General features: G+C 56.1%; 22 protein-coding genes and 1 riboswitch. Of the genes, 11 read left to right on the forward strand and 11 right to left on the reverse strand.

The window, feature by feature from the left end; genetic code table 11:
* Positions 1–215 precede the first annotated feature (215 nt).
* The 8 genes from arnF to HV127_RS05225 form a co-directional block, all read right to left on the reverse strand.
* Positions 216–599, reverse strand: a complete 384-nt coding sequence (gene arnF / locus HV127_RS05190; protein WP_182235189.1) for a 4-amino-4-deoxy-L-arabinose-phosphoundecaprenol flippase subunit ArnF — start codon at positions 597–599, stop codon at positions 216–218.
* Positions 599–937: a 4-amino-4-deoxy-L-arabinose-phosphoundecaprenol flippase subunit ArnE gene (arnE, locus tag HV127_RS05195; RefSeq protein WP_182235190.1), complete on the reverse strand. Its 339-nt coding sequence runs from the start codon at positions 935–937 to the stop codon at positions 599–601. The genes arnF and arnE overlap by 1 nt, the downstream gene beginning before the upstream one ends.
* Positions 934–2,589: a lipid IV(A) 4-amino-4-deoxy-L-arabinosyltransferase gene (gene arnT, locus HV127_RS05200; RefSeq protein ID WP_182235191.1), complete on the reverse strand. Its 1,656-nt coding sequence runs from the start codon at positions 2,587–2,589 to the stop codon at positions 934–936. Before arnT ends, arnE begins: the two co-directional genes overlap by 4 nt.
* Positions 2,589–3,491 (reverse strand): 4-deoxy-4-formamido-L-arabinose-phosphoundecaprenol deformylase, encoded by a 903-nt coding sequence (gene arnD / locus HV127_RS05205; RefSeq protein WP_182235192.1) that lies wholly within the window; start codon positions 3,489–3,491, stop codon positions 2,589–2,591. The genes arnT and arnD overlap by 1 nt, the downstream gene beginning before the upstream one ends.
* Positions 3,488–5,473 (reverse strand): bifunctional UDP-4-amino-4-deoxy-L-arabinose formyltransferase/UDP-glucuronic acid oxidase ArnA, encoded by a 1,986-nt coding sequence (arnA, locus tag HV127_RS05210; RefSeq protein WP_182235193.1) that lies wholly within the window; start codon positions 5,471–5,473, stop codon positions 3,488–3,490. The genes arnD and arnA overlap by 4 nt, the downstream gene beginning before the upstream one ends.
* Positions 5,470–6,453: an undecaprenyl-phosphate 4-deoxy-4-formamido-L-arabinose transferase gene (gene arnC / locus HV127_RS05215; protein ID WP_182235194.1), complete on the reverse strand. Its 984-nt coding sequence runs from the start codon at positions 6,451–6,453 to the stop codon at positions 5,470–5,472. The genes arnA and arnC overlap by 4 nt, the downstream gene beginning before the upstream one ends.
* 1 nt (position 6,454) lies before the next feature.
* Positions 6,455–7,594, reverse strand: a complete 1,140-nt coding sequence (gene arnB / locus HV127_RS05220; RefSeq protein WP_182240563.1) for a UDP-4-amino-4-deoxy-L-arabinose aminotransferase — start codon at positions 7,592–7,594, stop codon at positions 6,455–6,457.
* Between the two features lie 399 nt (positions 7,595–7,993).
* Positions 7,994–8,500 (reverse strand): phenolic acid decarboxylase, encoded by a 507-nt coding sequence (locus tag HV127_RS05225; protein WP_182240565.1) that lies wholly within the window; start codon positions 8,498–8,500, stop codon positions 7,994–7,996.
* Positions 8,501–8,597: 97 nt separating this feature from the next.
* Between HV127_RS05225 and HV127_RS05230 the strand changes: the two genes are divergently transcribed.
* The 7 genes from HV127_RS05230 (at position 8,598) to nikR (ending at position 15,128) form a co-directional block, all read left to right on the forward strand.
* Positions 8,598–9,455 (forward strand): LysR family transcriptional regulator, encoded by an 858-nt coding sequence (locus HV127_RS05230; protein WP_181484572.1) that lies wholly within the window; start codon positions 8,598–8,600, stop codon positions 9,453–9,455.
* Between the two features lie 379 nt (positions 9,456–9,834).
* Positions 9,835–11,403 carry a nickel ABC transporter substrate-binding protein gene (nikA, locus tag HV127_RS05235; RefSeq protein ID WP_182235195.1) on the forward strand — a complete coding sequence of 523 codons (1,569 nt, stop codon included), beginning with the start codon at positions 9,835–9,837 and terminating at the stop codon, positions 11,401–11,403.
* Positions 11,403–12,347 carry a nickel ABC transporter permease subunit NikB gene (gene nikB, locus HV127_RS05240; protein ID WP_182235196.1) on the forward strand — a complete coding sequence of 315 codons (945 nt, stop codon included), beginning with the start codon at positions 11,403–11,405 and terminating at the stop codon, positions 12,345–12,347. Before nikA ends, nikB begins: the two co-directional genes overlap by 1 nt.
* The gene (gene nikC, locus HV127_RS05245; RefSeq protein WP_182235197.1) at positions 12,344–13,177 is read left to right on the forward strand and encodes a nickel ABC transporter permease subunit NikC; all 834 of its coding nucleotides are present in this window, start codon (positions 12,344–12,346) and stop codon (positions 13,175–13,177) included. Before nikB ends, nikC begins: the two co-directional genes overlap by 4 nt.
* Entirely contained in the window at positions 13,177–13,941 is a 765-nt protein-coding gene (gene nikD / locus HV127_RS05250; protein WP_182235198.1) for a nickel import ATP-binding protein NikD, read from the forward strand. Before nikC ends, nikD begins: the two co-directional genes overlap by 1 nt.
* On the forward strand, positions 13,938–14,708 hold the full coding sequence (gene nikE / locus HV127_RS05255; protein ID WP_182235199.1) for a nickel import ATP-binding protein NikE: 771 nt from the start codon (positions 13,938–13,940) through the stop codon (positions 14,706–14,708). The genes nikD and nikE overlap by 4 nt, the downstream gene beginning before the upstream one ends.
* 3 nt (positions 14,709–14,711) lie before the next feature.
* The gene (gene nikR / locus HV127_RS05260) at positions 14,712–15,128 is read left to right on the forward strand and encodes a nickel-responsive transcriptional regulator NikR (RefSeq protein WP_142670538.1); all 417 of its coding nucleotides are present in this window, start codon (positions 14,712–14,714) and stop codon (positions 15,126–15,128) included.
* Here nikR and HV127_RS05265 read toward each other — a convergent pair.
* A complete protein-coding gene (locus HV127_RS05265; RefSeq protein WP_182235200.1) occupies positions 15,123–16,031 on the reverse strand; it encodes a DMT family transporter in 909 nt (302 codons plus the stop codon). The two genes, nikR and HV127_RS05265, sit on opposite strands and share 6 nt — an antisense overlap.
* A 102-nt stretch (positions 16,032–16,133) precedes the next feature.
* On the opposite strand from HV127_RS05265, the gene HV127_RS05270 reads away from it, so the two are divergent.
* On the forward strand, positions 16,134–17,048 hold the full coding sequence (locus HV127_RS05270; RefSeq protein WP_182235201.1) for a LysR family transcriptional regulator: 915 nt from the start codon (positions 16,134–16,136) through the stop codon (positions 17,046–17,048).
* 97 nt (positions 17,049–17,145) lie between these two features.
* Positions 17,146–17,329, forward strand: a riboswitch (M-box (ykoK) riboswitch).
* Between the two features lie 56 nt (positions 17,330–17,385).
* Positions 17,386–18,399, forward strand: a complete 1,014-nt coding sequence (locus HV127_RS05275; RefSeq protein WP_182235202.1) for a magnesium transporter — start codon at positions 17,386–17,388, stop codon at positions 18,397–18,399.
* 38 nt (positions 18,400–18,437) lie between these two features.
* Here HV127_RS05275 and HV127_RS05280 read toward each other — a convergent pair whose 3' ends face one another.
* Complete coding sequence (locus HV127_RS05280; RefSeq protein ID WP_182235203.1) at positions 18,438–19,631, reverse strand: NAD(P)/FAD-dependent oxidoreductase; 1,194 nt, start codon at positions 19,629–19,631, stop codon at positions 18,438–18,440.
* Between the two features lie 230 nt (positions 19,632–19,861).
* Here HV127_RS05280 and pitA point away from each other — a divergent pair, with 230 nt between their 5' ends.
* A complete protein-coding gene (gene pitA, locus HV127_RS05285; RefSeq protein WP_182235204.1) occupies positions 19,862–21,358 on the forward strand; it encodes an inorganic phosphate transporter PitA in 1,497 nt (498 codons plus the stop codon).
* Between the two features lie 68 nt (positions 21,359–21,426).
* Here the strand turns inward: pitA and uspB are convergent, their stop codons facing one another.
* Positions 21,427–21,762 carry a universal stress protein UspB gene (gene uspB / locus HV127_RS05290; protein WP_110274851.1) on the reverse strand — a complete coding sequence of 112 codons (336 nt, stop codon included), beginning with the start codon at positions 21,760–21,762 and terminating at the stop codon, positions 21,427–21,429.
* Between the two features lie 380 nt (positions 21,763–22,142).
* Between uspB and uspA the strand changes: the two genes are divergently transcribed.
* On the forward strand, positions 22,143–22,580 hold the full coding sequence (gene uspA, locus HV127_RS05295) for a universal stress protein UspA (protein ID WP_004126268.1): 438 nt from the start codon (positions 22,143–22,145) through the stop codon (positions 22,578–22,580).
* Positions 22,581–22,650: the final 70 nt, after the last annotated feature.

Raw genomic sequence — 22,650 nt, forward strand, 5'->3', positions numbered from 1 at the left:
CCCATTTCCCGGAGGCGGCGCTTGACGCGCCTTGTCCGGGCTACCAAACTGCACGCACTTGTAGCCCGGCTAAGCGTAGCGCGAGCCGGGAAGTAGCTGCGCCGAACCATCAGGCCCGGCACATTTCCCGGAGGCGGCGCTTGACGCGCCTGTCCGGGCTACCGGCCCGCAGACGGTTGTGAACCCGTAGCCCGGGAAGCAGCAGCACCTACGCATCAGCCCCGGCGCTTCACTGGCCAGAAGATAGTCAGTACCCCGGCAACAATCAGCAGCACGCCCAATAACGATTGCCAGTGGAAAGGCTCATACCAGCCGGGGAGCCAGATGGCGGCGGCCCACACCAGAATGTAGCTTAGACTGAGCAGCGCGTAAGCCTTCGCCAGCGGTAATTGGTGCAGGGCGAAGTACCAGCAGACCATCGACAGCAGATAGCCGAAAAGGCCAAACGCCAGGCCGAAGGTCCCCGCCCGCAGATGCAGCAGATGATTAAGAAAGGTGAATAAATCCGTCAGCGGCGGCAGTTCGACCATCGCGCTGCGCAGCAGCAGCTGTGCGGCGCTGACTAAACCCACGCTAAATAACGCCCAGATTAAGCCCATCAGATGCGGCTCCCCAGAATAACGATCCCGACGACGATCAGCCCTACGCCAACCCAGTGGCGGCGCGCCACCGGCTCGCGCCAGATCCCCCACGCAGCAAGGGTCACCCAGACAAAGTTCAGGCTCAGCATCGGATAGGCAATGCTGACCGGGATAGACTGCAGTACGCTAAGCCACAACAGCATGCTGCAGCCCAGGGAGAGCAATGCTAATCCCAACCAGCCAAGGATATGGTGCCCGCGCCGTCCGGATTTAGACGGGCGGGTCGCCTGTTTCTGGCACAGCTGTCCGACGCAGCTCAGCAGGCTGGCGAAAATCAGACAGATCCAGACGCTCATTGCGGCAGGTACTGGATAAACACCACCCGGCCTAGCTCATAGGAGTTATCAGGTTTGGGTAGCGGTAAGTCGGCCATACTCTCTCCTTTGTCCATCAGCAGAACCAGTGAAATCGGCCCCTGCTGGCGGTGCGCAGCCAGCCAATCGGCAAATTGTTCTTTATCCACAAACTGGCTCTGGGCATCCGGCCAGGACAGGCCGTACTTCAGCTCGCCCTGCTTGTCGAACAATATAATATCGCTGCGCTTTAGCTCCCATGACAACCCGCCAGCAATACCGACGTTATTGGTCAAAACGTAGCGGCTCGGCGTCAGCGACTCGCTGACAATATCCACCAGGAACTGCGGCTGCTTGCTGTCGATAACCCGGTCCGGGATAGCAAAACCCACCAGCAGCGCCAGCCCCAGCGGGCAGATGGCGGCTAAGGTCCAGCGGCGGCCATTGTCCTTCATCGCCATCCAGCCCATCAGCGCCCAGCAACCAAAAATCAGCGCCGCCAACAGGCACTTATACAGCTCAATATGGTTCCACACCGGCTGATGCATAAAGCCCCAAGGCGAAACGACCAGCACGGCGACCAGGCCAATGAGACCGAAGCCTAAGTTGATCATGCCGTTAATTTTCAGCGCTTTCGCCCCGGACTTCGCCGCATCCAGCGCGTAGCGCGCCATCAGAATCGACAACGGAGCGAAACACGGCAGGATATAGGTTGGCAACTTACCTTTGGCAATGCTGAAGAACAGGAACGGCATCGCCACCCATCCCAGCAGATACAGCGCCCTGCGTGATTCATCGCGCTCGGTCCAACCGCGCTTGAGCGCTCCCGGCAGCAGCGCCAGCCACGGCAGGCTCCCGGCAATCAGGAACGGAATGTAGTACCAGAACGGCGCTTTATGCTGGGCATCTTTTTCAGCAAAACGCTGGATATGTTCCACCCAGAAGAAGTAGCGCCAGAAGTCCGGTTCACGTTTGGCGATGGCAAGCCCCCACGGCAGCACTACCAGCACGCAGACGCCCACCGCCAGCCAGCCGTAGGTCAGCACTTCGCGCCAGCGCTTACGCGCAATCACCCACGGCAATACCCCGACCACCGGCACCGCCAGCGCGAGGAAACCTTTGGTCATCACCCCCATTCCACAGGCCACGCCCAGTAAGACGTAGCCAACGATTTTGCCGCTGTGGCTTTGGGCCTGTACCGCGCCCCAGAAGCTGCACATCGCCAGCGCCATCCACATGGTAATCATCGGGTCCAGTACCGCATAGGTGCCAATACTGTAGACCAGCAGCGCAGTCAGGAAGATAACCGGCGACAGGATCGCCAGGCGTTTATCGCGAAATATCTGCCACGCCAGCCAGGCCACCAGCAGGGCGGTGACGGTAATAGAGAACACGACCCCGAAGCGGACGCCAAAATTATTGTGACCGAATAGCCACTGGCCAATGCTGTTAATCCAGTATCCGGCGATGGGTTTTTCAAAATAGCGCAGGCCGAGGAAATGCGGCACCACCCAGTCGCCGGTCGCCAGCATCTCACGGCTGATTTCCGCATAGCGGGTTTCATCCGGCTGCCAAAGCAGGCGGAAGTTGAGCGGCAGTAAATAGTAGAGGGCAAAAAGAGCGACCAGAGCCGCACCGTAGCGAATGCTTTTCATCAAACACCCGAATTGAGTAATTGTTCACGTCCAAGCCAGCCTTCCCGGCCAGCCAGCTCTCCACGAACCACTTTGCCTCGCGGCAGCACGCTAAAATCGGCGGGCAGCAACTGGCTTAGCGGGCAAAACTGAATCTCTTCCTGAGCGGCCATGGTCAGCAGTTCATCAAACTGTTGAGCAAAGGCAATCCCCTCGACTTCAGCATGGATGGTATAGACCGGAGTACCCGTATCGCGATGGATACAATCCAGCAGATAGCGGTTAAAGCCCGCAATATCCACTGCGCTGCCGACCACTTCATCCCAGGTCGGTAACGTCACCGGGATTTGCACGGTTCCCGGCGCGCCGTTGCCCAGCACCGGTAGGAAGGGACCCGTTCCCCGACAATCGCTGTTGTAGAGGAAGTCAAAAGCCTCTTTGGCCTTGATGACCCGCTGATCGGCCCGCCAGCCCGCAACGGCGGAGCAGGCCACCGGACGACCGATAATCCGCTCCAGCTCCAGCAGCCCGCGTTCAACTTCCAGCGCCAGCCGCTCCTGTGGCCAGACGCCGCTCCACGCCTGCCAGCTATAGTGATCCCAGGCGTGCAGGCCCACTTCATGCTCCTGCGCGGCGGCGCGGATAACCTCTTCATTACCCGCACCAATTCTGCGCCCCGGCCAGGCGGTACCGGCCAGCAGGATATCCCAGCCGTACAGCGAAGCGGCCTTTGAACGCAGCATCTTCCACAGAAACTTCGGTTTTACCAGGCGCCATAAATGACGCCCCATGTTGTCCGGCCCGACGCTAAAAAAGAAGCTTGCCTGAATTCCGCGCTGCCCCAGCAGAGCCAGCAGCCGCGGGACCCCGTCCCGCGTCCCGCGAAAGGTATCGACATCTATACGTAAGCCGACCTGTCTCATGATTTGTTGTCGTCCACCAGTTCAACCGTGCGCAGGAAGAAGTCCAGAGTGTGTTCCACCGTCTCTTCCATCTCTACCGTCGGCACCCAGTTCAGGCAGCGCTTCGCGTTGCGAATGCTCGGCTTACGGTGCTCAACATCCTGGTAGCCTTTACCGTAGTAATCGCTACTTTCGACTTCGCGGAAACCGGCAAACGGCGGGAAGCGGTCGCGCAGCGGGTGGCGCTCAAAGCAGGCCAGCAGCATTTCCGCCAGCTCTTTGATGCTCGCTTCGTTATCCGGGTTACCGATGTTAATAATCTGCCCATCGCAACGGCCATCTTTGTTCTCGATAATGCGGAACAGCGCTTCGATACCGTCGCTGATATCGGTGAAGCAACGCTTCTGTTTACCACCCTCAATCAACTTGATCGGCGAACCTTCGACCAGGTTAAGGATCAACTGAGTGATGGCACGGGAGCTACCGATACGCGCGGCGTTGAGGTTATCAAGACGCGGCCCCATCCAGTTGAACGGACGGAACAGGGTAAACTTGAGGTTGTTCTTATCGCCGTACGCCCAGATCACGCGGTCCAGCAGCTGCTTGGAAACCGAGTAAATCCAGCGCTGTTTGTTGATCGGCCCAACCACCAGGTTCGAACTATCTTCATCGAAGTTATTGTCGGTGCACATACCGTACACTTCGGACGTCGACGGGAAGATAATGCGCTTATCGTATTTCACGCAGTCGCGGATGATCTTCAGGTTCTCTTCAAAATCCAATTCAAATACGCGCAGCGGATTGCGGGTGTACTCAATTGGGGTCGCAATCGCCACCAGCGGCAGCACGACGTCGCACTTCTTAATGTGGTACTCGATCCACTCGGAGTGAATGCTGATATCGCCTTCCACAAAGTGGAAACGCGGATTATCGAGGAAACGGCTGATGGCGTCAGAGCCAATATCCAGGCCGTAAATTTCGTAGTTGTCGTCCTGCAACAGGCGCTCGGTCAGGTGGTTGCCGATAAAGCCGTTCACCCCGAGGATCAGCACGCGGGTGCGGCGCTTAATCGCCACGACCGGCTTGCTGCTCAGCACCGCGCCAGCAACCAGGCCCAGCGCCTGCGCCAGTTGCGTACCCTGCATATAAACGCCGCGTTCGGTCTGCCCGGTGACGATTTCCAGCGCCCCTTCCTGACAGGCAACAACCAGCGGCGCAGTGGAAATCACCGTACCCGCTTTCGCGGCGTTCAGGTCCTGGCGCACGCGAGATTTCCAGACGATAAACTTGTTTGCCCCGGCGTAGCCAAACGCGCCCGGCCACGGATCGGAGACCGCGCGCACCAGGTTATGCAGCGTCTGAGCGGGTTGCTCCCAATCGAGGCGACCATCTTCCGGCGTGCGGCGACCCACGTAGGTCGCCTGGCTTTCATCTTGTGCACACTCTTCGGTTTTACCGTCGCGGATAGCCGGCAGCGCCTGGCCCAGCAGTTCGGATGCCGCAGCGCAAAGTTTACGATGCAGAACCAGCGCCGCGTCATCTGCGCCAATAGCCACGCTTTTCTGCGCCACGATATTCCCGGCATCGGCGCGGCTAACCATACGATGCAGCGTCACGCCGGTTTCGCTTTCACCATTCACCAGCACCCAGTTCAGCGGCGCTCGGCCACGGTATTTCGGCAGCAGTGAACCGTGTAGGTTGAAAGCCCCCTGCGGTGCGAGGTTCAGAATGTCATCGCACAGCAGGTTGCGGTAATAGAACGAGAACAGCACGTCCGGTTTTATCTCACGGATACGTTCGATCCACAGCGGATGGTTCACGTCTTCTGGCGCCCACACCGGAATGCCTTGCTCCGCGGCAATACGCGCCACGGAGCCAAAGAAATGGTTTTCGCCAGGGTTGTCCGGATGGGTAAAAATAGCGGCGATGTTATAACCGGCATCCAGCAGAGACTGAATACCTGCACAACCCATATCGTGATAAGCGAAAACTACAGCTTTCATGAACGATCTTCCTCTTGAGATGCCGTTTCCGGCTGGCGAACAACACGTTGAATAAAGTAGCGGGGACGGGCGCGGACATCGTTATAGATGCGGCCGATATACTCCCCAAGCAGGCCCATGCCGACGAACTGAGCACCGATAAACATAAACAGCACGGCGAACAGCATAAACACCCCTTCTGCCGCCCACTGCGGGCCAAACACCAGGCGCAACGCCACCAGCAGGATGGCGAAACCAAAGCCCAGCAGGGCGATAACGCTGCCGAACAGGCTCAGCAGGCGCAGCGGCGTGGTGGTCAGGCAGGTGACCAGGTCGTACATCAGGTTAATCAGGCGCATAAAGCTGTATTTGGAATCACCAAATTCACGCTCGGCGTGCATTACCGGGATCTCGACCGCCCGACGGGCAAAGGTATTCGCCAGAATCGGGATAAACGTACTGCGCTCGTGGCAGTTGAGCATCGCGTCGATAATGTGGCGGCGATAGGCGCGCAGCATGCAGCCATAATCGCCCATCGCTTTACCGGTAGTGCGCTGGATCAGGCGGTTGATCATCTTCGAGGCGCTTTTACGGAAAAAGGTATCCTGGCGGTTCTGGCGAACGGTACCGACCACGTCGTAGCCCTCGTCGGCTTTCTCTACCAGCCGTGGGATCTCTTCCGGCGGGTTTTGCAGGTCGGCATCGAGGGTAATAATCAGGTCGCCGGTGACGTGGCTGAAGCCCGCCATAATTGCCGAATGCTGGCCGTAGTTGCGGTTCAACAACACCGCCACCACGTGGCTGCCTTCGGCCTCGGCGGCTTCGGTTAACATCCGCGCCGAGTCATCGCTGCTGCCATCGTCGACCAGCAGAATCTCATACTGGCGTCCGAGCGTCGCGCAGGCGGTGTCGGTACGGCGGATAAGCTCCGGCAGGCTCTCCTGTTCGTTATAAACCGGGATAACCACCGAGACTTTTTTCACGGGAGGATAGCTAAACATATCAACGTCCTGACAGCTGGTGTAGTGCGGAAATCACCCGAGTGACATCGTCATCGGTCATATCTGGAAATAGCGGAATGGAACAAATGCGCGCGCTGTTCCATTCCGTATGCGGTAATGAAACTTCAGGGAAACGCTCGCGGTAATACTTTTGCGTATGCGCCGCGCGGAAGTGCAGGCCGGTGCCGATGCCCATGGCTTTCAGTTTTTCCATCAGAGCATCGCGGCTGATACCGCAGGTGGCCTCGTCGACGCGGATAATAAACAGGTGCCAGGCGTGCTGATGTTCCCAATCGGGTACCGCCAACGGCTTGAATGGGGTATCCGCCAGTTCGCTCAAGTAGCGTTGGGCAATTTTGGCGCGCCGCAGATTGGCGTGGGCCAGTTTATCCAGCTGCACCAGGGCCAGCGCGGCGTTGATATCCGCCAGATTGTATTTAAAGCCCGGCGAGATCACTTCCGCCTGCGGAGCGCGGCCCAGAGTCTGGCGGTCGTAGGCATCAACGCCGAGACCGTGGAACTTCAGGCTGCGAATGCGCGTCGCCAGCTCGTCATCGTCGGTCACCACCAACCCGCCTTCGGCGCAGGTCATATTTTTGATCGCATGGAACGAGAAGATGGCGGTACCGCGCCAGCCGACATGGCGGCCTTTGTAGTGTGTTCCCGCCGCGTGGGCAGCGTCTTCAATCACCGCAATTCCGTGCCGCTCGCCAATGGCGCGAATAGCGTCGATATCCACCGGCGCGCCCGCATAGTGCACGGGAACGATCGCTTTAGTACGCGGAGTGATCGCCGCTTCCACCGCTTCAGGGGTAACCATCAGATTATCGGGATCGACATCGATCATCACCGGGGTCGCGCCAAGCAGGCAGATCATGTTCAGCGTGGAGACCCAGGTTTGGGAAGGGGTGATCACTTCATCACCCGCGCCAATGCCCAACGCCATCAGCGTGACGTGCATCCCGCCGGTCGCCGAACTGACCGCGATAGCGTGGCGGTTGCCAGTTAACGTACAGAACGCTTCTTCCAGCGCCTGATTTTTCGGCCCGGTGGTGATCCAGCCCGATTGCAAAACTTCACGCAGCGCAGCCAGCTCTGCGTCGCCCATCGACGGGCGCGAAAACGGCAAAAAATCGCTCATCATTTTCCTGTTCTGTAAATGACCCGACGAGGAACGGGGTCGATAAGAAATATCCTGCACCTGCTGACTTAAACAAAATGAAAATGAAAGCGAAATCAGTTTGATGGCGCATTTCATTACAGGATATTTAGATGCTATTAAATTTAGACAGGTTTGCTTAGGATAATATTAAGAAATTAATATTAATTAGATATGCATTATGATTTTGTTAAAAATCATTGAGATAGAGTTTTTCTTCGGAACTTAATGAGGTTTAGCGCTCCTGCCAGAGGGGGAGGACAGCAGGAACGCACTAGCGAAAAGTAAACGAACATTAAACCAGGTTTCAATAAACCACCTTTAAACATGGTCTACGAAATATAAAAAATCCAGTCGAATCACAAAATTATTTCATAAATATTACAGATTAGCAGGAAAGTTTTCCGGTAATTCATTAGCCGGGCAATTAATCACTTCGTCGTTATCCGCACCGCAATCACGAACAAACGTAATAGTGGCAAACTCATCAATCACTTCTGTCGGATAGGCTGGACCAGCTTCACGGTAAGAGACCATCAGCGGGATATGATCGTTCTGGAAACAGACGGTTTTTTCCGGATTGTTGATCACCCAGCGCGGGAAAAAGATGGTGCCGTGGAACAGTTTATCGCCAAGGTTAACAATCAGGCTCACGTCGGTACCGGTCGGCTCGGTCCAGGAAATTTTATAGATGCTTTCACCCACGCGAACAATGTAAGCCTGCTGATCTTTCACCCAACGATTAGCCACGATCCCGCTATGGATTCGGTAATCCAGGGTGGTGGTGTTTTTAACGTAAATCTCGTAGTTCCAGCCGTTATCGTAGGTATAAACCAGATGTTTGCCGATAAAACCGCTCAGGTCATGTTTGTCGAAAGTGCTCATAATCTGTTCTCCTCTATTTGTTGAGAACAAGCATACTGCTTTAAAAAATGGATAAATAACGCTATGTTTGGATTAAATACATCCACTTTTTAGATTAGTCATGCACAAGACCACCCTCGAGCAATGGGCGCTACTGGAAAAAGTTGTTGAGCTGGGTAGCTTTGCGAAGGCGGCGGAAGAGACCCACCGCAGCCAGTCTTCGGTGAGCTATAACCTTGCTCTGTTGCAGGAGCGGCTGGGGGTTACGCTGCTCACGCCTTCTGGCCGCCGCGCAGTACTCACCCCGGCGGGCAAGCTGCTGCTCGGCCAGGTCAAGCCGCTGTTGCAGGCCTTTTCTTATGTTGAAACCCATGCCGCCACCCTTCGAGACGGCGCACGAACCCGGCTGGATCTGCTGGTCGATAGCATTTTCCCCCGCGAGCGGCTGTTTGCCATTCTGCGCCAGTTTCAACAACGCTATCCGCAAACCCAGGTCAGGCTGACCGAAGTACTGGAAAATGTTGAGGAGGAACACCCGGCGCGCAGCGAAGCCGACGTGATGGTGCTCACCCGCCGTCAGGATATTACCGGGCGCGGCGAGTGGCTGATGAATATCGATTTTGTCGCCGTCGCCCATCGCGATCACCCGCTTTCGGCATTCGAGGGGCCGCTGGATGATAATGCGCTGGCGCCCTGGCCGCTGGTGCGCATCGCTGACCGCAGCAACGACCCGCAATCCGTCCGCGATGCGTGGACGTTCTCTACTATTGATGCCGCCATTGATGCGGTGTTATATCAGGTTGGTTTCGGCTGGCTGCCGGAAGAGCGCATTCGTTCACAGCTCAAACAGGGGGTGCTGAAAGCGCTGCCGCTGGGCCACGGCGCACGGCGGGCAACGCCGCTGCACCTGATCGTTAAACGGGATTTAACGCCGATTGATGAGCAGGTCGCCACGCTGCTCGATCTGTTCAGAACATAAAGCGCCCGGTGGCGGCTGACGACTTACCGGGCCTACGGGTTCACAACCGTCTGCGGGCCGGTAGCCCGGACAGGCGCGTCAAGCGCCGCCTCCGGGGGATGTGCCGAACCTGATACACCGGCGCTGCTTCGTCCCGGTGGCGCTGCGCTGACCGGGCTACGGGTTCACAGCCGTCTGCGGGCCGGTAGCCCGGACAGGCGCGTCAAGCGCCGCCTCCGGGAGATGTGCCGGAGCTGCGGCAGGCTTGTTCTCCATTTCATACCGTCAAAATATATATACTGTTTTCTTATACTTTCAGGCCAAATATTGATCCAGCTTACGCTGAAAGTATGATGAATCCTTAAAATCGTCATACTTTCCTGTCGCTGAGACTAAAGCCTTGTCTATCATCCGCTCCGCCCTGCTGGCGCTAATCGCCTGCGCACCTTTGCTGGCCAATGCCGCCCCCAACGAAATCACCACCGCCTGGCCGGTTAACGTCGGCCCGCTCAACCCGCACCTCTATACGCCCAACCAGATGTTCGCCCAGAGCATGGTGTATGAACCGCTGGTGAAGTATCAGGCAGACGGTTCGGTTACCCCGTGGCTGGCAAAAAGCTGGACACATTCGGCGGACGGTAAAATCTGGACCTTCGCCCTGCGCGACGATGTGCAATTCTCGAACGGCGAAGCCTTTGACGCCGTTGCTGCGGCAGAGAACTTTCGCGCGGTACTTGATAACCGTCAACGCCATGCCTGGCTGGAGTTGGTCAATCAGATAGTCGACGTCAAGGCGCTCAGCAAAAACGAGCTGCAAATTACCCTGAAAAGCGCTTATTACCCATTTCTGCAGGAGCTGGCGCTGCCGCGCCCTTTCCGCTTTATCGCCCCGTCGCAGTTTAAAGATAACGAGACCCTGCACGGCATTAAAGCGCCGATCGGCACCGGCCCGTGGATGCTAAAAGAGTCAAAGCTCAATCAGTACGATGTGCTGGTACGTAACGACCGCTACTGGGGCGAAAAACCGCAGATTCAAAAGATTACCGTCAAGGTGATCCCGGACCCGACCACCCGCGCGGTGGCGTTTGAGACCGGTGATATTGACCTGTTGTACGGCAACGAAGGGCTGCTGCCGCTGGATACCTTCGCGCGCTTTAGCCACAACCCGGCGTATCGAACCCAGCTTTCGCAGCCGATTGAAACGGTGATGCTGGCGCTCAACTCCGCAAAGGCACCGACTAACGAGCTGGCAGTACGCGAAGCGCTGAACTACGCGGTAAATAAAAAATCGCTTGTCGATAACGCCCTATACGGCACCCAGCAGGTAGCCGATACGCTGTTTTCTCCCACCGTCCCTTACGCGAATATTGGCTTGAAACCACGCCAGTACGACCCGCAGCAGGCAAAAGCATTGCTGGAAAAAGCGGGCTGGATAATGCCCGCAGGCAAAGCGTTCCGTGAGAAAAACGGTCAGCCGCTGCGCATTGAGCTGTCGTTTATTGGCACCGACGCGCTAAGCAAGTCGATGGCCGAAATTATCCAGGCCGATATGCACCAGATTGGCGTCGACGTAGCGCTGGTCGGCGAGGAAGAGAGCAGTATTTATGCCCGCCAGCGTGACGGTCGCTTCGGCATGATTTTCAACCGTACCTGGGGCGCGCCTTACGACCCCCACGCCTTTATGAGTTCGATGCGCGTCCCGTCCCATGCTGATTTTCAGGCACAGCAGGGTTTAGCCGATAAACCGATCATTGATAAAGAGATTGGTGAAGTGCTGGAAACGACTGACGAAACTCAGCGCCAGGCGCTATATCGCGACATTCTGACCCGTCTGCACGACGATGTGGTCTACCTGCCCATCAGCTACGTCTCGATAATGGTGGTCGCCAGACCGGAGCTGGGCGCAATTCCCTACGCGCCGATTGCGTCTGAAATTCCGTTTGAACAGATTAAACCGGTGAAACCCTGATGCTGCGTTACGCGTTGCGGCGCATGGCGCTGCTGATCCCGATGATTTTCGCCGCCTCGGTGATTATCTTTTTAATGCTGCGCCTGGGGACCGGCGACCCGGCGCTCGACTATTTGCGCCTGTCGAACCTACCGCCGACGCCGGAGATGGTCGCTTCCACGCGGGTGATGCTGGGTCTGGATCAGCCGCTTATCGTGCAGTACGGCTCCTGGCTGTGGAAGGCGCTGCACCTGGATTTTGGCATCTCGTTCGCGACTCAACGTCCGGTACTGGATGATATGCTGACCTTCCTTCCTGCCACGCTGGAGCTGGCGGGCGCAGCGCTGATACTGATCCTACTCACCTCGGTACCGCTCGGCATCTGGGCGGCGCGCCACCGCGATCGTCTGCCGGATTTTGTTGTGCGGGTTATCGCTTTCCTCGGCGTCTCAATGCCCAACTTCTGGCTCGCCTTTCTGCTGGTGATGCTCTTCTCGGTATATCTGCAATGGTTGCCCGCGCTGGGCTATGGCGGCTGGCAGCATCTCGTTCTGCCAGCGGTGTCGATTGCCTTTATGTCGCTGGCGATTAACGCCCGTTTGCTACGTGCCAGCATGCTGGAGGTCGCCGGGCAGCGTCACGTGACCTGGGCGCGGCTACGCGGTCTCAACAACAAGCAAATCGAGCGCCGCCATATTCTACGTAACGCCTCGCTGCCGATGATCACCGCCGTCGGCATGCATATCGGCGAGCTGATTGGTGGCACCATGATCATCGAAAATATTTTTGCCTGGCCCGGCGTGGGACGCTATGCCGTGTCGGCGATATTTAACCGCGACTACCCGGTCATTCAGTGTTTTACGCTGATGATGGTTACCGTTTTTGTGGTCTGTAACCTGATTGTTGACCTGCTGAACGCCGCGCTGGATCCGCGCATTCGCCGCCATGAAGGAGCGCACTCGTGAATTTTTTCCTCTCATCGCGCTGGCCCATCCGCCTCTCCTTAATCATGATTGCCCTGCTGGCGGTGATTGCGCTCACCAGCCAGTGGTGGTTACCTTACGATCCGCAGGCCATTGATTTACCGTCACGTTTGCTTGCTCCCGATAATCAGCACTGGCTGGGTACCGATCATCTGGGGCGCGATATTTTCTCGCGCCTGCTGGCGGCAACCCGCGTGTCGCTTGGCTCGGTGATGGCCTGTTTGCTGTTAGTTCTGGCGCTAGGGCTGATCGTCGGTGGCAGCGCGGGGCTGATTGGCGGCCGTGTCGATCAGGTCACCATGCGCATCGCGGATATGTTTATGACTTTCCCGACCTCTATCCTCTCTTTTTTTATGGTCGGCGTGCTGGGAACCGGGCTGACCAACGTGATTATCGCCATCGCCCTGTCGCACTGGGCGTGGTACGCGCGGATGGTGCGCAGCCTGACGATCTCCTTGCGCCAGCGCGAATTTGTGCTTGCCTCCCGGCTTTCCGGCGCGGGCCATGTTCGGGTGTTTGTCGACCACTTAGCAGGTGCCGTGATCCCCTCGCTGCTGGTGCTGGCGACCCTGGATATTGGTCATATGATGCTGCACGTCGCCGGAATGTCGTTCCTCGGCCTCGGCGTGACCGCGCCAACCGCCGAATGGGGAGTGATGATTAACGACGCCCGCCAGTACATCTGGACCCAGCCGCTGCAAATGTTCTGGCCGGGGCTGGCGCTGTTTATCAGCGTAATGGCCTTCAATATGGTGGGTGACGCGCTGCGCGATCATCTCGACCCCCATCTGGAAACGGAGCATGCCCACTGATGCCGCAACAGATTGAACTGCAAAACATCACCTTACAGGCCGAACGTCCACTGGTACACGGCGTTTCTTTGGCGCTCAAACGCGGACGCGTGCTGGCGCTGGTCGGCGGCAGCGGCAGCGGAAAATCACTGACCTGCGCCGCTGCGCTGGGCATTCTGCCCGCAGGCGTGCACCAGACGGCGGGAGCCATTCTTGCGGACGGCAAACCCGTTTCACCCAGCGAACTGCGTGGTGTGGAAATCGCCACCATTATGCAAAACCCGCGCAGCGCCTTTAATCCGCTGCATACTATGGCGGCTCACGCGCGGGAAACCTGCCGAGCATTAGGCAAACCATCAGATGACGCTACGCTTATCAGTGCGTTAGAGGCCGTGGGGCTGGAGCAGGCAGAACGCGTGCTGAAGCTTTATCCCTTTGAGATGAGCGGCGGCATGCTCCAACGGATGATGATTGCGATGGCGCTGCTGTGCGATGCGCCGTTTATTATCGCCGATGAACCGACCACCGATCTGGACGTCGTCGCCCAGGCGCGCATTCTCGATCTGCTGGAGAGCATAATGCGCAGCCGTGCACCCGGAATGCTGCTGGTCACTCACGATATGGGCGTCGTCGCGCGGCTGGCGGACGACGTAGCGGTGATGGATAACGGCAAGATCGTGGAACAGGGGGATGTCGAAACCATCTTCAACGCGCCACAGCACCCCATCACCCGCAATCTGGTTGCCGCACATCTCGCCCTGTATGGGCTGGAGCTGGCCTTATGACATTACTTAGCGTCTCTACGCTCTCGCACCAATACGCAAACTTACCGGTGCTAAAAGAGGTTTCTTTAGCGCTGAAAAACGGCGAAACCGTCGCCCTGCTGGGACGCAGCGGCTGCGGAAAAAGCACGCTGGCGCGCCTGCTGGTTGGGCTGGAATCACCCACCGAGGGCAGCGTCAGCTGGCGCGGCGAGACGCTCGCCCACCTCAATCGCAGCAAACAAAAAGCATTTCGCCGGGATATTCAGATGGTGTTTCAGGATTCCATCAGCGCGGTGAATCCGCGTAAAACGGTGCGTGAGATTTTGCGTGAACCGATGCGGCATCTGCTGTCATTAACGAAACAGAAACAACTGGCCCGGGCAAGAGAAATGCTCAACGCAGTCGACCTGGACGATAGCGTGCTCGACAAGCGGCCACCGCAGCTGAGCGGCGGGCAGCTCCAGCGCGTCTGCCTGGCGCGGGCATTAGCGGTAGAACCTAAGCTGCTTATTCTGGATGAAGCGGTGTCGAATCTCGATCTGGTACTCCAGGCGGGCATCATTCGTCTGCTCAAAAAACTACAACAGCAGTTCGGCACAGCCTGCCTGTTTATCACCCACGATTTGCGTCTGGTGGAACGCTTTTGCCAGCGGGTGATGGTGATGGACGAGGGGCAAATCGTCGAGACGCAGACCGTGGGCGACAGATTAACCTTTTCCTCCAACGCCGGCCGCGTGTTACAAAATGCGGTACTTCCCGCCTTTCCCGTACGCCGTAATAAGGTCTAACAGATGCAACGTGTCACTATCACCCTTGATGACGATTTACTCGAAACGCTGGATAGTCTGAGCCAGCGCCGTGGCTACAACAACCGTTCCGAAGCGATCCGCGATATTCTGCGCGGCGCGCTGGCCCAGGAAACCACCCAGGAGCACGGCACTCAGGGCTTCGCGGTGCTCTCGTATGTTTATGAACACGAGAAGCGAGATTTAGCCAGCCGTTTAGTCTCCACCCAGCATCAACACCACGATCTCTCCGTCGCCACCCTGCACGTACACATCAACCACGACGACTGCCTGGAGATTGCCGTGCTGAAAGGCGATATGGGCGATGTTCAGCATTTTGCCGATGATGTCATCGCCCAGCGCGGCGTGCGCCACGGCCATTTGCAGTGTTTGCCTACGGAGGACGACCTCTCCCACTCATAAAGCGTGGGACTCACTAACCCGGCGCGAACGCGAGCACAGGGTAATACCACAGATAATCGCCAGCGCGCTGATCAGGTGGTACGTATAGAGCGGCGCGTGCAGAAAGAGAATGCTGAACAGGCCGCCGCTGAGCGGAATGAGGTGCGAGAACACCTCCCCACGCGTGGCGCCAATCGCCGCAATGCCTTTATTCCACAAAAGGTAAGAGAGCCAGGAAGGGAAAATCACCAGATAAGCCAGTCCGAGAAGGAAATTCAGCGACAGGTAAGGTGCTAAATCCAGATCAGCCGCCTGTAGCGTATTCGCCATCAAAACCGGCAGCAGCATAATCGCCCCCACCGAGGCGCTGACGGCGACAAAGCCATTACCGGCCACCTCTTTCGGTTTCAGGCGCAAAAAAGCGCAGTAGGCCGCCCAGCTCATCGCCGAGCCCATAGTCCAGAGATCGCCCCGATTCAGGTTGCGCAAAGTTGACCAGTCCGTGACGTTTCCCTGCAAAATAAGCCAGATAACACCGCAGGAACTTAATATTACGCCCGCGACATTTCCCGTCGAAATACGCTCGCGGAATATAAAGCGATTAATCAGCAGCACCATCGCCGGGGTCGTCGATAAATAAATTGCCGCATTCAATGATGAGGTATATTGCAGACCGACATAGAGCGTCAGGGGAAATAAAACCTGGCCGCACAGTGCCAGAAAGAAAACAATCCCTTTCGCCTGTTTTATCGCTGGCCACTGCTGTTTAACCTGGCGAAAGTAGAGCATCATCAACAGGATAGCAGTAGCCCACCAGCGCAGCGCTGATAGCACAATAGGGTCAACCTGCGATACCAGCAGGTGACCAATCACATAATTACCACCCCAGAAGCAGGCCGCCAGCGCGAGCAGAAGATAAGGCATACAAACTCCTTGATTTACCTTAAACCTATGCCATTCAGGGTACTGCTCACGAATAAGCCAGTGCTAATATAAAGTTTTCATTCAGGCGTATAGTTTGAAACTATGAAGTTCACCCTAAGACAGCTGGAATTCTACGTCGCGCTGGCCGAGACGCTACAAATCTCAAAAGCCGCCGGGCGTTGCCATATCTCTCAGTCATCGATGACGGTCGCGATGCGTAATCTGGAAACGATTATGAACACGCAGCTCTTTGTTCGCCATCCGAAGGGTATTGAGCTGACCGTCGACGGGGAACGCTTTCTGAGCCATGCGCGCAAAATCCTCTCTGATAGCGAAGCCGCGATTAACGACCTGCACAATCAGCCGGAAATGACCACCGGCAGCGTGCGGGTAGGCATCGCTGAAACGCTCTCGGCCTATCTGCTACCCGGCATTTATAGCGAACTGGAGCGCCGTTTCCCGCTTCTGGAGATTCATTTTCAGGAGGGTTCATCTCAGGCGCTGATAACATCCTTACATCAGCAAGAGGTCAACTTTTGCCTGGTGTTGACGTCAAACATTCGCCACGATGATGATCTGACGATTGATACTTTCCTGCGCTCCCTGCGTCGTCTGTGGGCGCCAATCGGTCACCCTTTACTCAGCCAGCCGGAACTGCGGCTGGCTGATATCGCAAAGGTCCCGTTTTTGCTGCTTGAGACCGATGATTACCCCACCGTGATCCTTGACGTCTGGCGGCAGCGCGGCGGGCAGCCGGATATTCGCTACCGTACCAACTCCTTCGAGGCTATCCGCACTTTTGTTTCACAGGGTAAGGGCGTCACGATCCTTTCGGACCTCGTTTGGCGTCCCTGGTCGCTTGAGGGGCTGCGCGTGATGCGACGCACGGTCGACGATTGTATGACGTGGATGGACGTCGGAGTGGCGAGCCTGCGGCAAACGGCACTACGGCCCGAAGCCCGCCGCGTAGTGGATTTCCTGCGTCAGGCGATACATCGCTTTGACGGTCAGCCATGATCCGCTAAAAAGCAGTCGGGCTTTCTCAACAATTAATAAACCATATGAATTATACTCTTGGTGAATTATCCACCTTCGCTAATAATTACGCCTCATTTAACGATCTCGTTATGGCGAGGCTCCTGCATAAATATAAGTTACCGCCCTGCTGGTATCGAGAGAGACCACTCAGGGAAATACAGGCTTCCATCGAATCAAGGTGTTGCCAAGGTAACTTCTGACGGCGTTCATGCCGGACAGATACGTTATGCAGTGCTAAAACCAGGACGTAGGGATCTGCCTGTGCTCATCCTGTCTTGTTCGCCCCTATGAGTGATTTTTTATAGGGAATTACACCATGTCTTCAATTCAACTGTGCGCCGCACATCAGGCTATCTCTGCTTTTGACGGCGACGCGATCGCCCAGTACATGCGTACCGATTTCATTACTCTGCCGGAGCATCTCAGCGTTCATGAAGCGCGAGAGCTATTCGTTTCTCAGCTTGCCGGCGATGAGATCCCAGGCCAGGTGTTTGTTGTCGCCGGAAAAAAACTGCGCGGTAGTTTGTCGATTAAAAAGCTGCTCCAGGAGAGCGATACCGCTCAATCCATTCGTTATTTAATGGATAGCTGTCTGTTTCGTGTCAGGCCTGACGACGAGCGCCCGCAGGTGGTCGCCGAACTGGCCGAGCGTGGTCTCGATCTGGTACCGGTAGTCGAAAAGGGCGAGCTGGTTGGCTGCCTTATGGAAAAAGAGATTGCCCATCTGCTGGAAGATGATGTGACCGAAGATGCCCAGCGTCAGGGAGCAACGCTGCCGCTGGAAAAGCCGTATCTGGAAACCAGCCCGTGGGCGCTCTGGAAAAAGCGTTCGGTTTGGTTACTGCTGCTGTTCGTCGCCGAAGCCTACACCAGCAGCGTATTGCAGCATTTTGAAGAAGCGCTGGAGTCAGCGATTGCGCTGGCCTTTTTCATTCCGCTACTGATTGGTACCGGTGGCAACAGCGGGACGCAGATCACCTCCACCCTGGTGCGCTCTATGGCGCTTGGGGAAGTGCGGCTGCGGGATATGGGGCGCGTAATCCGTAAAGAGGTCTCCACCTCGTTGCTGATAGCTATCACTCTCGGTCTGGCGGGCTGCCTGCGCGCGTGGATGATGGGCATCGGCATGGAAATCACGCTAATTGTCAGCCTGACGCTTGTATGCATTACCCTGTGGAGCGCGGTGGTGTCGTCGGTGATCCCGCTGACGCTCAAGCGCCTCGGCATCGATCCAGCGGTGGTTTCAGCACCGTTTATCGCCACCCTTATCGACGGCACCGGATTGATTATCTACTTCAAAATCGCCCAGTATTTTCTTGGGCTGAATTGATTATTTCGCCCGGTAGTGAAAATTGCCGGGCTCATCTCTTACTCTTCAACCAGCGCCTGCGCGCACGCCCAGGCTGACGCCCAGGCCCACTGGAAGTTATATCCGCCCAGCCAACCGGTCACATCCATCACTTCGCCGATAAAATAGAGACCCGGTACCTTGCGGGCTTCCATGGTGCGTGAGGAGAGTTCGTTGGTATCCACGCCGCCGAGGGTCACCTCCGCCGTACGATAGCCTTCGGTACCGTTCGGCTGAACGCGCCACCCGGTCAGCGTCTCAACCAGGGTCTGCTGATCGCGAACATTAAGCTGTTTCAGGGTGACGTCCGGAAGCTGCCCTAATTGCTGCAAGCACTCAACCAGCCGCTTCGGCAACTGCATCGCCAGCGTATTTTTCAGGCTCTGATTGGGATGCGCCACACGTTGCTCGTCGAGGAACTCATCAAGATGGCAATCCGGCAGCAGATTGATACTGACGAATTCTCCCGGCTGCCAGTAGCTGGAAATTTGCAGCACCGCCGGGCCGGACAGCCCACGGTGGGTAAAAAGCAGATTTTCGCGGAAGACCGTACCGTTTTCAGCGGTAATGGTTGAAGGCACCGAAACCCCGGACAGTACCTGTAACTGTTCAAGCAGCGGCTTATGCAGGGTGAACGGTACCAGTCCGGCGCGAGTCGGCAGCACCTTCAGGCCAAACTGCTCGGCAAGTTTATAGCCAAACGGCGAAGCGCCCAGGCCGGGCATAGACAGGCCACCCGAAGCAACCACCAGCTTTTTCGCCGCCACCGCGTCGCCGTTAAGCTGCAGCATGTAACCTTCGTCATCACGTTCGACGCTGAGAATTTCCGTACGCAGACGAATTTGCACGCCGCCCTTTTCACACTCGGCCAGCAGCAGGTTAACGATTTGCTCGGCTGAATCATCGCAAAAAAGCTGGCCCAGCGTCTTCTCATGCCAGGCGATGTTGTGTTTGCCAACCAGGTCGATAAAGTCCCACTGGCTGTAGCGCGCCAGCGCAGATTTGCAAAAATGCGGGTTTTGGCTGAGATACGCCGCGGGTTCGATATACATGTTAGTAAAGTTGCAGCGCCCGCCGCCGGACATCAGTATCTTGCGGCCAGGCTTTTTGCCATTATCGAGCAAAAGCACGCGGCAGCCCGCCTGCCCTGCCTGCGCTGCACAAAACATTCCCGCCGCTCCGGCGCCAATTACGATGGCATCAAACCTTTCCACACAACATTCCTCATATCCCGATTGTCGGGAATTGTAAATTTTTCACTCTGGTCGCACCAGCAGGAAAAAAACTGCACTTATGTACATCGTTGAAAGATATAGGAATACTCCCAACAAGGTAAAACTTAAACAGGAAGAAAATCAAAAAAAGTCTATATTTCACTTTGCCCGCGCCGCGAAAGTCACTGATAATGCGCCGCGTTCATGTCCTCAAAATGGCGTAACGTCCTATGCTACATTTATTTGCCGGTCTGGATTTACATACCGGGCTATTATTATTGCTTGCTCTTGCTTTCGTGCTGTTTTACGAAGCGATCAATGGTTTTCATGATACCGCAAACGCTGTTGCAACTGTGATTTACACACGCGCAATGCGGTCGCAGCTTGCTGTGGCGATGGCGGCCCTTTTTAACTTCTTCGGCGTTCTGTTGGGCGGTCTTAGCGTTGCCTATGCCATTGTGCATATGTTACCGACCGACCTGCTGCTTAACATGGGTTCAGCACATGGCCTCGCCATGGTCTTCTCCATGTTGCTGGCGGCGATAATCTGGAACCTCGGAACCTGGTATTTCGGCCTCCCGGCCTCCAGCTCGCACACGCTGATCGGCGCGATCATCGGTATTGGTTTAACCAATGCGCTGATGACCGGCACTTCGGTCGTGGACGCGCTGAATATCCCGAAAGTCATGGGTATTTTCGGCTCGCTCATCATCTCGCCAATCGTTGGCCTGGTGGTTGCGGGTGGTTTAATTTTCATCCTGCGTCGTTACTGGAGCAATACCAAAAAACGCGCTCGTATCCACCTGACACCTGCTGAACGTGAAAAGAAAGACGGCAAGAAAAAACCGCCATTCTGGACGCGTATTGCGCTGATTCTGTCAGCCATTGGCGTGGCTTTCTCGCACGGTGCGAACGATGGACAGAAAGGCATTGGTCTGGTGATGCTGGTTCTGATCGGCGTCGCTCCGGCGGGCTTCGTGGTCAACATGAACGCTTCCGGCTACGAAATCACCCGTACCCGCGATGCGGTCAACAATGTGGAAACCTTCTTCCAGCAGCGCCCTGAGCTGTTGAAGAAAGTGACCGGCGCAGAGCAGCTTATCCCGTCTCCGGACGCCGGTGCGGCAGCAAACGGTGAATTCCACTGCCACCCGGCTAACACCATCAACGCGCTTGACCGCATGAAGACGATGCTGACCGGTACCGAAAGCTACGACACACTCTCCGTTGAACAGCGTAGCCAACTGCGTCGCGTGATGCTCTGCATCTCCGACACCACTGATAAAGCAGCGAAGCTGCCGGAAGTGAATGCCGAAGATAAGCGTCTGCTGAAGAAACTGAAAACCGATATGTTGAGCACCATCGAGTACGCGCCAATCTGGATTATCATGGCGGTTGCTCTGGCGTTGGGTATCGGTACGATGATCGGCTGGCGTCGCGTGGCGACCACTATCGGCGAGAAAATTGGTAAGAAAGGAATGACCTACGCACAAGGTATGTCAGCCCAGATGACCGCAGCCGTATCGATTGGTCTGGCGAGCTACACTGGTATGCCGGTTTCCACCACTCACGTGCTCTCCTCCTCCGTTGCGGGGACTATGCTCGTTGATGGCGGCGGCCTGCAGAAGAAAACCGTCACCAGTATCCTGATGGCCTGGGTACTCACCCTGCCCGCAGCGATTCTGTTGTCAGGCGCGCTGTACTGGCTCTCGCTGAAGATTATCTAAGCGGATAGCACGCGCAAAAAATACTAACGGGTCAGGAAACTGGCCCGTTTTTTTTGGTTTTAGCCGGACTAATGCCAGATAAGCAGAGCAATCATACTCACAACGACCAGGCCGCATAGCGCGCTAGTGAGTATAAACTGCCGCCGAACCCGCTCGCAGCGACGGATAAACTCATCATCGTGATGATCGTGATAGCGCTGGGCATAAATATACCAAACCAGACGCATCTGCTTGCTGGGCTGCCCATGCGATGTGAAAAAACCACCGCCGTCGACATATTGATAGAGCAAAGGGTCACAACCACGTAGCACAACCAGTAATGCACGCAGTGACGAAAAGTAGCGTGCCATATTCACCACACAAACGATACACAGGGCCCAAAACAGCGCAATCGTGCTGATCATACCTCCTCCCCGGCGACCCGCCCTCGGAGAATCTCTCCGGGACTACCGCTCCCCAATATCAAATTGACTGTACAGTAAAAGAGTGCGATTCCGATCACGTTTATTTATTCGATCGGCTCATTAAATAGTGTAGGAGATCCGTTAATTTTTTTACCACAACGTTAACCGTTATCAATGCATAAATCGGATATATTTGTTTAACTATTTGCTGAACAAGGTAGATTGACGAAGCGCGAGGGGCGCTATAAGGTAGAAATATCTTCTACAATTAAGTCCTTAAGGACTAACCCCCGCGCATGTGGTACGCAGGACGCGGGCGAAGCGGCAGCGCTGGCTGTCAGGTCCAACGGTCATCGACAACTTATGGAAGGAGTAACACCATGGCTTACAAACACATTCTCATTGCAGTAGACCTGTCCCCGGAAAGCAAAGTACTGGTAGAAAAAGCCGTTTCTATGGCCCGTCCCTACAATGCAAAAGTTTCCCTGATCCACGTGGATGTGAATTACTCCGATCTCTACACCGGGCTTATTGATGTCAATCTGGGCGACATGCAGAAACGCATTTCCGAAGAGACACACCACGCGTTAAGCGAATTGTCCACCAACGCAGGTTACCCGATTACTGAGACTCTGAGCGGCAGCGGCGACCTCGGCCAGGTGCTGGTTGATGCGATTAAAAAATATGATATGGACCTGGTGGTTTGCGGTCATCATCAGGACTTCTGGAGCAAGCTGATGTCCTCCGCTCGCCAGCTGATCAATACCGTTCACGTCGATATGCTGATTGTTCCGCTACGCGACGAAGAAGACGAATAACCGTTTTCCCTGCTGACCGACGCCCGCATATGCGGGCGTTTTTGTTTCTTCCTGCCGCACCTCATCCTTC

This window comes from Klebsiella sp. RHBSTW-00215 (assembly GCF_014103785.1).
Taxonomy (GTDB): domain Bacteria; phylum Pseudomonadota; class Gammaproteobacteria; order Enterobacterales; family Enterobacteriaceae; genus Klebsiella.